Genomic DNA, 14,670 nt, shown 5'->3' on the forward strand with positions numbered 1-14,670 from the left:
GGCGAACACGGCGTGCAGGACGGCGTCGCGTGACGCTGCCTCCTGCCCCAATGTTCTCCCCGTCGTCCGCATGTCGTCTCTCCCTCTGATCCAGCCTTAGCGCGGCATCCACCAGCCGGTGCGCGGTCCCATATGCATGTTGAGCGTCTTGGTCTCGGTATAATCCTCGACCGAATGCCGGCCGAGTTCGCGGCCGAGGCCGGACTGGCGGTAGCCGCCAAAGGGCAGTTCCGACGCACCGTCCATGAAGGTGTTCATCCAGATGGTGCCCGCGCGCACGCGGCGGCCAATCGTCAGGCAGGTGTCGAAGTCACGGCTCCAGACGCCGGCCGAAAGGCCGTAGTCGATCGCATTGGCAATGCGGATCGCCTCCTCAGTCGTCTCGAAGGTCAAAACGGAAAGAACCGGCCCGAACACTTCTTCCCGCGCCACTGCCATGTCCGGCCGCACGGAAGAAAGGATCGTCGGCGCCATGAACTGGCCCATGCCGAGATCGAGCGCCGTGCCGCCATGAGCGACCGCTGCACCGTCCCTGGAAGCGGCAGAAACATAGCCGGCAATCTTTTCCAGATGCTGCGGCGTGATGATGGCGCCCACCTGGGTTTCCGGATCAAGCGGATCGCCGACCTTGACCTTGGCAGAAAGTTCGGCGATGCGGCGCGTCACCTCGTCGGCGATATCGCGATGCAGGATCAGGCGCGAACCGGCATTGCAGCATTCGCCGGCATTGAAGTAAGCGCCGAACACTGCGGCATCGATGAACTCATCGAGATTGGCGTCCGGAAAGACGATCTGCGGGTTTTTGCCGCCGAGCTCCAGCGAGACCTTCTTCAGCGTCTGTGCAGCATTGGCCATGGTCAGGCGGCCGACGCCGGTCGAGCCGGTGAAGGACACCATGTCGACATCCGGATGCGTCGTCATCGGCGCGCCGACCTCCGGCCCCGTGCCGGTGATGATGTTGACGACGCCGGCGGGAACACCGGCGGCTTCGAGGATCTCGCCGAGCAGCAGCGTCGAGGCCGAGGTCAGTTCCGACGGCTTGACCACCGTGGTGCAGCCGGCGGCCAGCGCAAAGGGCAGCTTCTGGCTGACGATAAGGAACGGGAAATTCCAGGGCGTGATGATCGAGACGACACCGATCGCCTCGCGCAGCACGACACCAAGTGTACCGTCACCGAGCGTGTTGTAGCTTTCACCATGCAGATCGCGGGCGAGAGCCGCGGCGTAGCGCCAGATATCGGCGGCACCGCCAAGTTCGCCCTTGGCCTGGCTGATCGGCTTGCCGGACTCGATCGCATCGAGATAGGCAAGCTCATCGGCGCGCTCGGCAATGATGTCGGCGGCACGCAGCAGCACCAGCGAACGCTGTGAAGCGGTCATGCGCGGCCAGCTACCTTCGTCGAAGGCACGGCGGGCGGCGGCAATCGCTTTTTCAGCGTCGGCCTTGGTGCCGGCCTGATAGCGGCTGACAACGACGCCATGGCCCGGCGCCACACGCTCGATCGTGCGCCCTTCGGCGCTGTCCACCCACTTGCCGTCGATCAGCATCTGGAAGGCGCGAACCTTGTGGCCTTCGATCGGCTTGGGTTTCACGAGCACGGTCATTACCATTCTCCCTTGAATTGGGCTTCACGCTTCTCGGTGAAGGCGGCGACGCCTTCTTTGAGGTCGCCGGTCTTGGCGACGAGGATCGAGCCGAGTGCCTCGACCGCAGATCCGTTGTCTTCGCCATTCGCCGAAGCGAGCATCAGTTTCGAAATTTCGAGCGCCGCAGGGCCACGCTTGGCGACCCGCGCCGCATAATCACGGGCGGCGGTAAGTACCGTCCCGGTCTCGACGACTGCATCGACCAGGCCTTCCTTGAGGGCAGTCTCGGCCGAGAACATCTCGCCGCCAAGCACCATGCGCCTGACAATCTGGGCACCAAAACGCGAGACCAGGCGCTGCGTGCCCGACCATCCCGGCACCATGCCGAGGCTCGTCTCCGGCAGGCCGATCTTGATCTGCGCCTCGGCCAGCCGGATATCGGCGGCCGCCGCAAGCTCCAGCCCGCCGCCGAGCGCGTGGCCGTTGAGGGCCGCAATGACAGGCATGCGCAGGGTCGCCAGCCGCTCGAACACGCGATGGCCGAAGCGCACCCAGTCATGCCCGAATTCCGGCGCATCCATGCCGCCCCACGCCTTGATGTCGCCACCGGCCGAAAACGCCTTGCCCTCACCGGTCAGGATGACGACGCGGATATTGCGGTCGCCTTCGACCGTATCGCAGGCGGATGCGAGCGCCTTCAGCATGTCGATGTCGAAGGCGTTGAGCTTGTCCGGACGGGCAACCGTCATGGTCGCGATCGGCCCATCGATCTCGATGCGAATACGACCCTCAGCCACGACCGCCTCCCTGAAGCCGGCGCGCCGGCTTTTTCGGCAGCTCCAATCCGATCAACGCCTCCTGGAACAGCGCCGCATCCATGGTCTTCAGCCTGTCGGAAACGATCAGCGGGAATTCCGACTGGTCGAGAATATGCGCCTGCAGATCGACCCCCGGAGCGATCTCGGTCAGCATCACGCCCTCGGGCGTCAGCTTCGTTACGCAGCGTTCGGTCACATAGGTGATGTCCTGGCCCTGCTCGATGCCGCGACGGCCCGAGAAGGTGACGTGCTCGACTTCGTTGACCAGCTTCTTGAGCTTGCCTTCCTTCTCGATCACCAGCTTGCCGTCGGCGATCGAAAGCTTGGCGCCGGCATTGAACATGCCGGAGAACACGATCTTCTTCGCCCGTGCGGTGATGTCGACGAAACCGCCGGCACCGGCCGTCACATGCGGGCGGAAGGAGAGCTTCGAGACGTTGACCGAGCCGTTGCGGTCGATCTCGAGGAACGAAAGCAGCGAGGCGTCGAAGCCGGCGCCCTGGAAATAAGTGAACTGATAGGGCGAGGGCATGAAAGCATCGGCGTTGGAAGCGCAGCCGAAGGCAAAGTCGAGCAGCGGCACACCGCCGACGGCGCCCTGCTCTATCACCCAGGTGACGGCTCCATGCAGTCCTTCTTCGAGCAGTATGCGCGGCACGTTGGCCGAAATGCCGAAGCCCAGATTGACGGCGCTGCCGGCTTGCAGCTCCTGCGCCACGCGGCGGGCAATCACCTTCTGGATGTTGAATTCCGGCACGCGGAAACTGTCGAGCGGCCGAAAGATCTCGCCTGAGATCGCCGGATCGTAGGGCGTCTGGGTCGTCTGCTTCTGGTCGGGATCGACGATGACGTAATCGACGAGCACGCCAGGCACCCGCACGTCGTGGGGCTTCAGCGAGCCTTCCTTGGTGACACGCTTGACCTGAGCAATGACGATGCCGCCATTGTTGCGGGCGGCGAGCGCCTGGTCGAGACCGCCGAGATAGGCGCCCTCGTGCTCATAGGTGAGATTGCCACGTTCGTCCGCTGTGGTCGCGCGGATGATCGCTACTTGCGGCGCGATCGCCTTGAAATAGAGCCAGTCCTCGCCCTCGAACGAAACCTTCTTCACCACGGGCTCAGCCGCGGCCGAAGCGTTCATGGCGCAGCCTTCGCGCGACGGATCGACGAAGGTATCGAGGCCGACCTTAGTCATCACGCCCGGCCGCTTGGCCGCCGCCTCACGGTGCATGTCGAAGAGGATGCCGGAGGGCACGTTGTAGGCAGCCACTTCGTCAGCGCCGATCATCTGCCAGATCAGTGGCGGTTCGGCACTCGACGGACCGGAAGGGTAGGAGCCGCCGATGATCTTCTTCAACAGACCCTTCTTGGCGATGTAGTCGACACCCTTGATGCCGCTCATGTCGCCGGCGGCAATTGGATGCAGCGTCGTCAGGTCACGTGGGTGACCGGTCGTCTCGAACCGCTCGCCGATCGCCTTCAGCATCAGGTCGGGGCAGCCAAGACCGCTGGACGAGGAGACGGAAACGACGGCACCATCCGGGATCAAGGCAGCCGCTTCGGCCGGCGAGATGTGCTTGTTCATCGACATGAGTTCAAAGTCCCGTTTCGATCGCCACGGCCTGGCCGGTGGCCGCCGCCTTGACGACTGCAAGGCCTGTTGCCAGCGACCAGACGCCGTCTTCGCCCGTCGCCGATGGACGGCCCTCGCCCCTGACGGCGGCGTGGAAGGCGGAAAGTGCGGTTTCGTAGAGATTGGCATGGTCGAGCGTCAGCTCGCTCTCGCCATCGGCGTTGCGCAGCGTCACCGTGCCTGTCGGCTTCTGCGTCATCACGTTGCGGCCGATCAGCGATCCTTCGGTGCCATGCACCTCAAGACCGGTCTCGGCGTATTTGGTGGTAAAGGCATCGTGGAACTGAGCGATGACGCCGGAGCGGAAGTGGATGACACCCATGACGCCATCCTCCAGGCCTTCCTTGCCCATGCCGGCGCTATGGCTGATGGCGACCGCTTCGATCGGGTCGTCATTGAGAATGAAGCGCAGCGTATCGGCGTCGTGCACGGTGATGTCGAGGATGACTCCGCCGCCGGCATCCGGCCGCTCCAGCCGCCAGCCCTGGAGATGCGGTGGCAAATAGACCGCATGGAAGACGCGCGCTGCAATCGGCCGGCCGATCCTGCCCTCGGCGATCGCATCGCGCATGGCGCGGTGGCTCGCGGCGTTGCGCAGATGGTGGTTGGTAGCAAGAACGACACCCGCTTCCCGCGCCGCGCTCACCATGTCGCGCGCATCCTCCAGCGTCATCGCCAGCGGCTTCTCGCAGAGCACGTGTTTGCCGGCGGCAATCGCCGCCAGGGTCTGCTCGCGATGCAGCTCATTGGTGGTCGAGACATAGACGGCATCGACATCGGGATCGCCGACCAGATCCGCGACCGAGGTCACCGACTTGGCGATGCCGTTCTCCTCGGCATAGGCTGCTCCGCGCTCGGCGCTGGTGCTCATGACCGAGACGACCTCGCCTCCGGCGGCGCGGATCGCGCCGATCACCCATTCACGTGCAATCGTGCTTGCGCCGATCAGACCCCAACGCGTCATGCCAGTGCCTCCCTTTTTCTCTCGACTGCAGCGCCGCAGCTCTGGCGAACAACGAGACGGACCGAACCGACGATCGTTTCCGGTTCCGCCTTGCCGGCCTTGATCTGCTTCAACAGCAACTCGGCGGCCCGCTGGCCCATGCCTTGCGGATCGACGGACACCGTCGTCAGCGCCGGCACTGCCGTCTTCGCCTCGATCACGTCGTCGAAACCGATGACGGCGAAGTCTGCGCCCGGCTCAAGCCGCCGGGCCCGGAGACCATCGCAAACGCCGAAGGCGACCGCATCGTTGAAGCAGAGTGCGGCCGTCGGCCGGTCGGCGAGCATCATCGCCTGCTCCACCGCGGTCACCCCACCGGCGCGCGACGGCGCCGAACCGATGATCAGCGCGTCGGAAACCGGCATGCCAGCCTCCACAAGAGCATCACGGTAGCCGCGCATGCGCGCCTCGAAGACGGCCGTATCCGGAAAACCGCCGAGGAAGGCGATGCGCTGGTGGCCGCGCTCGATCAGGTGACGCACGGCAGCCATGGCGCCGGCATGATTGTCGGAGATCAGCGATGACACCTCGGCACCCGTGATATCGCGCACGACCAGCACGACCGGAATGCCGCTATCGACCAGCGGCGCGAGATCGGCCGCTTCCGTGCCCCGCGCCGGGGAGACGATCAGGCCGGAAACGCCGTGCTCACGCATGGACGCCACAACTTCACGCTGGCGCTCGATCTTTTCGCCGGTATTGGCGAGGAACTGCACGAAGCCGGCCGACTGCACAACCGCATCGACGCCGACGGCGAGCTCGGCAAAGAAGCTGTTGGTGAGATCGTTGACGACGATGCCAATGATCTTGGACTTCGCCTGACGAAGGTTGGCGGCGCTACGGTTATAGACGTAACCGAGATCGCGGATGGCGGCATTCACCTTGGCGCGCGTCGTCTCGTTGACGAGCGAGCTGCCTTGAAGAACGAGCGACACGGTCGACTTCGACACGCCGGCGGCGCGCGCAATATCGATGACCGTTACCCTCTCCTTGACCACAGCATCCTCCCGAATTCTTCTGCCTGCTTTTCTCTTTCATAATTGGAACGTTCCAATTTCGTCAAGAGTTAGCTGATCACTTTTTTCCGGTCCGGCCGCGCCCGGCGCAGAGACAAGACGTCCAGAGAGACGTTAAGATTCGCGCGATAGACAGAATATTTGATTGAATTTCAATAATAATATCGGAAACATGCATTCACTCGGAGGAGGGGCGCCTCGCCTGAAAAACATTGTTGCTTGCCATTTGGAACGATCCAAAGTATTCCAAGACAAACGTCCGCGGAGGAGACCGACCCCAATGACAAGCCTGACGCTGCCGTGCCAAGACGGTTCGCTTGAACAGTATCATCTGACCGGAACGCCGGTCGAACGGCCCAGCACGCCGCCGACCTTCAACCGCATCGCCTATGCGGCTGCCCATGTGGTTTCGGATCCGCTTCGCGACCTCGATCCCTGGGGCAATCCGGCGATCGACTGGGACGCGACCATGGCGTTTCGCCATCACCTCTGGAGCCTGGGCTTCAAGATCGCCGAGGCGATGGACACGGCCCAGCGCGGCATGGGCCTTGCCTGGCCGGGCGCGCAGGAGCTGATCCGCCGCTCGCTGAGCGATGCTCGGCAGGTGCCGGGCGCCGATCTTGCCTGCGGCGCTGGCACCGATCATCTCGCCCCGGCAGACGCGCGGTCCCTGGACGACGTGATTGCGGCCTATGAGGAACAGGTCGGCTTTGTCGAAGGCGAGGGGGGCAGGGCGATCATGATGGCAAGCCGGGCGCTTGCCCGCGTCGCCCGTTCCGCCGACGATTATCGCCACGTCTATGGCCGCATCCTCGGCCAGGCCAGGCACAAGGTGGTGCTGCACTGGCTCGGCGACATGTTCGATCCGCAGCTTCGGGGCTATTGGGGTTCGGAGGATTTCGACAAGGCGCTCGATACGGTGCTGTCGATCATCGAGGCCAACCGCGACAAGGTCGAGGGCATCAAGATCTCGCTGCTCGACAACACCAAGGAAGTGGCACTGCGCAATCGCCTGCCCGAAGGGGTACTCTGCTTCACCGGCGACGACTTCAACTATGCCGAACTGATCGAAGGCGACGGCACGAAGTATAGCCACGCGCTGCTCGGCATCTTCGACGCGGTGGCGCCCTCCGCCTCCAAGGCACTCGCGGCGCTGGCGAAGGACGATCTCGCCATCTTCCGCGGCGTGATCGAGCCGACTGTGCCCCTGTCCCGCAAGATCTTCGAGGCGCCGACACAGTATTACAAGGCCGGCGTCGTTCTCCTCGCCTGGCTGAACGGTCACCAGCGCCACTTCATCATGCCCGCCGGCATGCAGTCCGCCCGCGGGGCGCTGCACTATGCCGACATATTCCGCCTCGCCGACCGCGCCAATGTACTCGACAGGCCGGAACTGGCGGCGCAGCGGATGAAAAGCCTGCTATCGACTTTTGGCGTGGACCAAAACGCTTGAGAAAGACGGGCGCTTGAGAAAGGCCGGACGGCGCCCGGGAAAGCGCCGTCTGTTCTCAATCCGAAGCCAGGCAGGGACCGGCCGGATAATCAGAATGTCGCCGTCAGGCTCAGCCAGAACCGGCGGCCTTCCCCGACGGCATTGAAATCGGTCGGCTCCACTTCCTTGTCGAAGAGATTGTAGACGGCTGCGTTCAGCGTCAGGCCTTCGCCGACATCATATTTCGTGCCGATATCGACGGTGGTGTAGGCATCATACTTGTAGCCCGTTTTGCCGTTGATCTTCACAGGCTTGCCGCTGGTGGTCGAGACACGCGGGCCGGCGGAGATTTCTTCGCCGTGATAGTTGACCGAGGCCCAGGCCTCGAGCCCTTCGACCGGCGTGAACCAGTCAGCTCTCAGATTGGCCATGTGCTCCGGTGTGCGCGCCAGCGGGAAGCCGGCAAAATCTCCGGTCTGCTGTTCCGACTGCGTATAGGTATAGCTGGCGCGAAGTGTCAGATCCGGGGTCGCGTTCCAGGTCGCCGTCAGTTCCACACCCTGGATAATCGCGTCGTCGATGTTGTAGTTGTACCAGAGGCGGTAGTTCGGATCCTCGCTCCAACGGACCGGATTGCCCGAGCCATCCATCACCGGCATGTTGGCGATCTTGTCCCGGAAGTCCGTGTAGAAATAGGTTCCGCCGAGGATGACATCGCCATTGTCCCAGACTGCGCCGATTTCATAGCTGGTGCTCGATTCGGCCTTCAGGTTCGGGTCCGCGATGATGACGCCGCAGGTGCCGGTCGGCCCGTAGGTGCAACCGCCGCCGCCGGTGGTGTAGGCATAGCCCGGGGCGATGCTGCGGATATCCGGCGCGCGGAAGCCGGTGGAAACGCCGCCCTTCACCGTCAGCATATCGGTCGCGTTCCAGACGCCATAGATGCGCGGGCTCAGGTGGTAGCCATACTCCTCGTGGTGATCGAGACGCAGGCCGGTGGTCAGCGCGAAGTCATCGACCATGCGCCATTCGTCCTCGGCAAACAGCGCCCATTGGGTGGCCGAGAAAGTTTCGGTTTTGCCCGTGCGTCGACCCGGATTCTGGTCGGAAAGCCGCGCCTCGAAATATTGCCCGCCGGTCACCAGCGTGTGGCTGCCGCCGAGATCGAAAGGGGTGGTGAACTTGCCGTCGATAACGGTGTTGCGCACTTCGGGTGCGCGTGGCTGCTTGATGAAACGGCCATCCGCTTGGCTGTAATTGTAGTTCCGGCGCTCCGCCCATTCCTGCAGGATGGAGAAGTCAGACGTCGTAGGTCCCCAGCGCCCCGTATGGGAAAACGACCAATGATCGCGGTCGTTTTCGTTGTAGGTGCTGACGGCGCGCGGACCGGGCGCAATGGTGTTGCCGACATTGGCGTCGCGCTTCAGCCGCGCCGTGCCGCCTTCCAGGAAGAAGTCGTGATCCTCGTTTGGCGTATAGGAAAGCCGCGCCGTCAGATCGTGCTCCTTCGCGCCGGTGATGCCGGACAGGAACTTGTCCTCACTGCGCTTCAGGCCGCGGCCCCAGATCTGCACGCCGAGCGTATCTTTCAGGATCGGGCCGCTGGTGTAGAACGACATCTGGCCAGAATTGCCGAACTGCCTATGCTGCTGCATCGTGCCGTCTGTCGTGAACGAACCGGTCCAGCTATCGGCGACCTTGCGGGTGATGATGTTGATGACGCCACCCATGGCATCGGAACCGTAGAGCGACGACATCGGGCCGCGCACGATCTCGATGCGCTCGATGGCGGCGGCGGGCGGGATGAAGCTCTGCTCGAAACCGGAATTGCCGTTGGTGCGCGCGTCGCGCGTGCTCTGGCGTTTGCCGTCGACGAGGATCAGCGTGTAGGAGCCGGGCAGGCCGCGGATAAAGATGTCGCGCTCGTTGGCGACACCGGTCACCGCCACCCCTTGCGCGTCGCGCAGCGCATCGGTGAGATCGCGGAACGACCGCTTCTGCAGGTCTTCGCCCGTGACCACCGTGATGCTCGCCGGCGCATCCTTGACGTTCTGCTCGAACCCGGTCGCCGTCACCACGATCTGCTCAAGCTCGGTCGCTTTCTCCTTGTCCTCTTCCTTGGCCTTCTGCGCCAAGGCGTCCGTCGGCACTGTCAACGCCGTGCCGGCAAGGCAGGCGCAGACGAAACGACGTGACCATCCGGCCGGACCGCACCGGTTCCGGCGGGCCCCTTGGCCCTGCCCCTCGGTTTCGGTCGCAAGCCCCATCCGCTTCATCATCTTCGCCCCGCATATATCTTGAGTAATGAACTCCACTTAGTTATTGGCGAGGGAGGCGGTCAACGACGCTGTTTTGGAACGGTTCCAAATACGAAACGACGCAAAACAGCGCCCGCGAATATGCCGGATGAGACAGGAAGGCAGGACGAACCATGGCGGAAGAACGAACGGGCGAAGCAGTTGGAAAGCCAGTCTCGAACGAACGTCAGACGGATCTGAGCAAGCTGCGCCTGCTCCTGGCGCTCGACGCGCTGTTGCGCGAAAACAGCGTCAGCCGTGCCGCCTCAAGCGTCGGCCTGCAGCCCTCGGCGATGAGTCGCCTACTCGGTCAATTGCGTGAGGACTATGCCGATCCGCTGTTTCTGCGCACCGGTCATGGGTTGCGCCCGACCCCGCTTGCCGAGTCTCTGCGGCTGCGCGTGCGCGCACTTGCCGCAGAGACCGAAGCCCTGCTTGACGCACGCTGCAATGCCTCCGCCCCCACAGCGACGGGTCACGCCGGTTGGGGAGGGCAGGCCCTGACCGACGCACCGCCGCTGGCGGTCCGGCCAAGCCGCCTGCTTGAGGGGGAGCCGGCGCCGGAACAGTTCGCCGCAAAGCTGGCCGAAATCGGTGACGACGCCGCCCCTGAACGACGATTGGCCCGCTGCATCGCGACTGTCGGCACAGGCGCCGGCCGCAGCCGGCCCTTGAGCGAAGAGGAGGCAGAGGACGCGCTGGCGATCATCCTTGGCGGGGAGGCTGATCCGGTGCAGATCGGCGCGCTGATGACGGTGCTGCACTATCGCGGGCCGACGGCGGTGGAGGTGGCCGGCTTCGTGCGCGCCATGCGCCGCCATATCGGCGCGATTGTGCCGGGAAGCGGGACCGCGGACCTCGACTGGCCCTGCTACCTCTCGCCGAAATTGAAGACTGCGCCCTGGTTCCTGCACGCGGCACGGCTCGTCGCCGACGCCGGCCATCGCGTCGTACTGCATGGAAGCTACGGTGAAGAGGGTCAGGAGCGGCACAAGCTGGAGGTGGCCGCTTCCACAGCCGGCATCCCGGTCTGCACGTCGATCGCAGCGGCGAAGGCTGCACTTGGGTCGGCGGGCATCGCCTACCTGCCGCTCTCGGCCTTTGCGCCGCAGGTCTATCGCTTGCTGGGGCTCTATCGACTGATGGAGATGCGCATGCCGCTGAACGCCGCCATTCACCTCATCAATCCGATGGGCGGGCGGGCAAGCCTGCTCGGCGTCGCCAATCCTTCGAGCCGCACGCTCAGCCGCGACATCGCTCTATTGCTCGAAACGAGAGAGTTGACGATCCTCGGCAACACCCGCGACCACGCCGAGTTCACGCCCTACCGCCAGACGCCGCTTTTCCGTCTTGTCGGGGGCGAGCCATCGGACCTCATCATTCCCGCGAAAATCGCGCCGCCGGCCGAAGCGCGCACGGGCTTGAGCAGCCGCGAATACTGGCAAGCCGTCTGGACCGGTGCTGCCCGCGACCAACGCGCGGAAACCACCATCATCACGACGGCGGCTGCCGCCCTTCTCAGCCTGCGCAATCACGACGACTACGAGGCTGCTTGCGAGATGGCGCGGGGACTTTGGAACAACCGATCACGCCGGATGGCGTGATCGGAGATAGGCGTGGCTCAGGCGGCCAGGCCCTTTTTCGCCAGCATCGCATCCGGGCTCGGCAGCTTGCCCCGGAAGGCCTTGTAGGCGTCCTCCGGATCGATCGAACCGCCGACCGAATAGATGTTGCTCTTGAGACGGGCGGCCATCGCCGGATCGAAGGCGTTGCCGGTTTCCTCGAAGGCAGCAAACGCGTCCGCGTCGAGCACTTCCGACCACATGTAGGAATAGTAGCCGGCCGAGTAGCCGTCGCCCGAGAAGACGTGCAGGAAATGCGGGCTGCGGTGGCGCATGACGATCGATTTCGGCATGCCGATCTCGTCGAGCTTCTTGGCTTCGAGCGCCATCGGTTCCGCCGTCACCGCGGCCGTGTGGTAGGCCATGTCGACCAGTGCGGAGGAGGTGAACTCGACCGTTGCAAAACCGGAGTTGAAGGTTCGCGCCGCCAGCACCTTGTCGAGCAACGCCTGCGGCATCGGCTCTCCGGTCTGGTAGTGCACCGCGTAGCGCTTCAGGATCTCCGGCACCGTCAGCCAATGCTCGTAGAGCTGCGACGGGAGTTCGACGAAGTCGCGCGACACACCCGTGCCCGACACCGAAGGATAGGTGACGTTCGATAGCATGCCATGCAAGGCGTGTCCGAACTCGTGGAAGAGCGTGCGGGCATCGTCGAGCGACAACAGCGCCGGCTTGCCCTCGGCGGGCTTCGCGAAATTGCAGACATTGTAGATGATCGGCAGTTCGCCCTCGGCGCCGTTCTTCAGCTTGAGCTTGTGCTGCGACTGGAACGAGCTCATCCAGGCACCCGAGCGCTTCGAGGACCGGGCGAAGTAATCGCCGAGAAACAGCGCCACCAGCTTGCCGGCTGCATCCTTGATCTCGAAGACGCGCACGTCGGAATGGTAGGTGGCAATGCCCTTCTTCTCGGTCGCGGTAATGCCGAACAGGCGCGTGGCAACATCGAAGCAGGCCTCGATGATCTTTTCGAGCTGCAGATAAGGCTTGAGTTCGCCCTCGGAGAAATTGAACTTCTCGGCCCTAAGCTTCTCGGCGTAATGGCGCCAGTCCCAGGGCATGACGTCGTGATTGCGGCCCTCGTCGGCAACCAGCCGCGCAAGCTCGGCTTCTTCCTCACGAGCACGGGCAACCGCCTTTTCCCATACCTGCATCAAGAGGCCGTTCACCGCGTCAGGCGTCTTCGCCATGGTGTCGTCGAGTTTCAGCGACGCGAAGTTTTCGTATCCGAGCAGCTTTGCCTTTTCCGCCCGCAGCGCCAGCGTCTCGGCGATCAGCCCGCGATTGTCGGTCTCGCCACCGCTTTCACCGCGCGCGATCCAGGCGCGGAAGGCCTGCTCGCGAAGCTCGCGATTGTCGGAGAAGGTCAGGAACGGTTCAATGATCGAACGCGACAGGGTGACGGCGTATTTGCCCTTCTGGCCGCGGTCTTCGGCGACTGCCGCCATGGCGTCACGCAGGAAGTCTGGCAGCCCAGCGAGCTGCTCCTCGCTCTCCAGGAACAGAACCCAGCTCTTCTCGTCGGCGAGCACGTTCTGCCCGAACTTGGCGCCGAGACCGGCGAGCTTCTCGTTGATCGCTGCCAGCCGCTCCTGCTCGGGCTTTGCGAGCTTGGCGCCGGACTTGACGAAGCCCTTCCAGTGCCGTTCGAGCACGCGCGTCGCTTCGAGATCGAGGCCGAGCGCCGCGCGCCCTTCCCAGAGCGTGTCGATGCGCTTGAACAGCGCCGCATTCATGCCGATCTTCGAATAGTGCCGCGACATCTTCGGCGCTATATCGCGCTCCAGCGCCTGGATCGCCTCGTTGGTGTCGGCGCCGGCCTTGTTCCAGAAGATCGAGGATACGCGCGAAAGTCCGTCGCCGGCAATCTCCAGCGCAATGATCGTGTTTTCGAAGGTCGGCGCCGCCGGGTTTTCGGCAATCGCGTCGATCTCCGCCTCATGCTCCCGGAAAGCTGCGTCGAACGCCGGGGCAAAATCCTCGTCCTTCACCAGATCGAAACGCGGCAGGCCCTCGTGGCCGGTCCATGCGGTGAGCGCGGGATTGAGCGGGGTGCTGGTGGTCATCAGAAGTCCTTTCGCATGCGGTCCGACGCGGGGCCGGGGAGGGGCGCCACTGATCCATGACATCAAGGCGCGGAGGCAATGGAGGTGGTCGCGCAGTGGCTTGCCGTCAAGGCCTGCGCAAACCGAGAAGTCCGGGAGCTGCGTGCCAGACCGCCTGAACGGCAAAGCCGATGAACAGGAGACCGGAAAGCCGGACGATCGCGAGTTCGTGGCGCCGGTAGAAACGCCGCACGACGGACGTTCCGATGATGACGATCAGGATCAGGTCGGCAACGAGAAATCCGATCAGCGAGACGCCGAGCAGCGCCGGCAGCGCATCGAACTCGAGCGCGTTGGCCGAACTGGCAAGCAGCGCGGTGAAGGTTGCGAGCGCCACCGGATAACCCTTGGGATTGGTGAGTCCAAAAATCAGTCCGCGCCTTAGAGGGCGCTCGACTGTCACAAGCGCACGGTTCTCGCCGGCGGGGCGTGCGCGCAGTGCCGTCCAGCCGATCCAGCCGAGATAGGCGCCACAGAAGAGACCGAGGATATCGAAGATCGTCGTGCCGACGGAGCGGGCGCCGACGATTGCGACCAGCGCCAGAGTCGACCAGAGAACGTCACCGGCAAGATGCCCACCCATGAACAGGGCGCCTGCCTTGCGCCCCTGGCCCGCGCCGATACCGAGCAGCGCCAGAAACGCCGGCCCGGGAATAAGGACGTAGGAGAGGGCGGCGAGAAAGGCTCCGATCAGCAGCGTCTCGGACATGGCGGGTTCCCAGTTGTGTTGCCCGCATTCGATCCGGAGGCACCGATTCAGTCAAGAGGAAAGCTAAGCCAGCTATAGGACGAGGCCGGTGAGCGCCGGATGGACGGACGGCCAGCAAAGGTCAGGTTCTTGGTCGTGGCGCGGATACGGGCGGCGACGGCGTGGAGGAAGTTGCGCATGTTTTTTGTCCTTGAGGGATCGATGGCCGGGCAGGCACGCTGCTTCTGAGAAAATCATCGCAGTCCCCCGGCTGATCAGCTGTTCCGTCGGGAACATGTCGCTTGCGGCCGCGCACAAATCTTTCGTTTCGCCGATTTCCCTCGATACGAAGTTGCGCTAGAACGCGGCCGAGTTTTCCCCCCGCGAGAAGGACTATCCATGACTGTGCGCAACCTCTTCCTTCTGCCCGGCGACGGCATCGGCCCGGAAGCCATGGCGGAAGTCCGCAAAA

General features: G+C 63.9%; 11 protein-coding genes. 2 read left to right on the plus strand and 9 right to left on the minus strand.

Translation table 11 applies throughout. The features are described 5' to 3' along the window. Positions 1 to 96: 96 nt before the first annotated feature. Genes L981_RS30065 through L981_RS30085 form a run of 5 tightly spaced genes read right to left on the minus strand, consistent with a single transcriptional unit; the run spans position 97 to position 6,039 of the window. Positions 97 to 1,605: an aldehyde dehydrogenase family protein gene (locus L981_RS30065; protein WP_043625409.1), complete on the minus strand. Its 1,509-nt coding sequence runs from the start codon at positions 1,603 to 1,605 to the stop codon at positions 97 to 99. Continuing rightward, positions 1,605 to 2,384, minus strand: coding sequence for an enoyl-CoA hydratase/isomerase family protein (locus L981_RS30070; RefSeq protein ID WP_043625413.1), 780 nt, complete (start codon positions 2,382 to 2,384; stop codon positions 1,605 to 1,607). Before L981_RS30070 ends, L981_RS30065 begins: the two co-directional genes overlap by 1 nt. Further along, positions 2,377 to 3,996, minus strand: a complete 1,620-nt coding sequence (locus tag L981_RS30075) for an acyl CoA:acetate/3-ketoacid CoA transferase (RefSeq protein WP_156134288.1) — start codon at positions 3,994 to 3,996, stop codon at positions 2,377 to 2,379. The genes L981_RS30070 and L981_RS30075 overlap by 8 nt, the downstream gene beginning before the upstream one ends. A gap of 4 nt (positions 3,997 to 4,000) precedes the next feature. After that, entirely contained in the window at positions 4,001 to 5,002 is a 1,002-nt protein-coding gene (locus L981_RS30080) for a Gfo/Idh/MocA family protein (protein WP_043625416.1), read from the minus strand. Beyond that, on the minus strand, positions 4,999 to 6,039 hold the full coding sequence (locus L981_RS30085) for a LacI family DNA-binding transcriptional regulator (protein ID WP_043625420.1): 1,041 nt from the start codon (positions 6,037 to 6,039) through the stop codon (positions 4,999 to 5,001). Before L981_RS30085 ends, L981_RS30080 begins: the two co-directional genes overlap by 4 nt. Positions 6,040 to 6,337: 298 nt before the next feature. Here L981_RS30085 and L981_RS30090 point away from each other — a divergent pair, with 298 nt between their 5' ends. Beyond that, positions 6,338 to 7,510, plus strand: coding sequence for a dihydrodipicolinate synthase family protein (locus L981_RS30090; protein ID WP_043625424.1), 1,173 nt, complete (start codon positions 6,338 to 6,340; stop codon positions 7,508 to 7,510). Positions 7,511 to 7,599: 89 nt separating this feature from the next. Here L981_RS30090 and L981_RS30095 read toward each other — a convergent pair whose 3' ends face one another. Further along, positions 7,600 to 9,768 carry a TonB-dependent receptor domain-containing protein gene (locus L981_RS30095; RefSeq protein ID WP_245281750.1) on the minus strand — a complete coding sequence of 723 codons (2,169 nt, stop codon included), beginning with the start codon at positions 9,766 to 9,768 and terminating at the stop codon, positions 7,600 to 7,602. A 152-nt stretch (positions 9,769 to 9,920) separates the two neighbouring features. On the opposite strand from L981_RS30095, the gene L981_RS30100 reads away from it, so the two are divergent. Then, positions 9,921 to 11,390, plus strand: coding sequence for a glycosyl transferase family protein (locus L981_RS30100; protein WP_043625427.1), 1,470 nt, complete (start codon positions 9,921 to 9,923; stop codon positions 11,388 to 11,390). Between the two features lie 17 nt (positions 11,391 to 11,407). On the opposite strand, the gene L981_RS30105 is transcribed toward L981_RS30100, so the two are convergent. From L981_RS30105 to L981_RS35865, 3 genes are all read right to left on the minus strand, one after another. Then, on the minus strand, positions 11,408 to 13,471 hold the full coding sequence (locus L981_RS30105; RefSeq protein ID WP_043625429.1) for a M3 family metallopeptidase: 2,064 nt from the start codon (positions 13,469 to 13,471) through the stop codon (positions 11,408 to 11,410). 106 nt (positions 13,472 to 13,577) lie between these two features. Next, entirely contained in the window at positions 13,578 to 14,219 is a 642-nt protein-coding gene (locus tag L981_RS30110; protein WP_034803056.1) for a LysE family translocator, read from the minus strand. 47 nt (positions 14,220 to 14,266) lie between these two features. Next, on the minus strand, positions 14,267 to 14,398 hold the full coding sequence (locus L981_RS35865; RefSeq protein ID WP_256364301.1) for a hypothetical protein: 132 nt from the start codon (positions 14,396 to 14,398) through the stop codon (positions 14,267 to 14,269). Between the last annotated feature and the right edge of the window lie 272 nt (positions 14,399 to 14,670).

It is taken from the genome of Ensifer sp. ZNC0028 (assembly GCF_000799055.1).
GTDB lineage: Bacteria > Pseudomonadota > Alphaproteobacteria > Rhizobiales > Rhizobiaceae > Ensifer.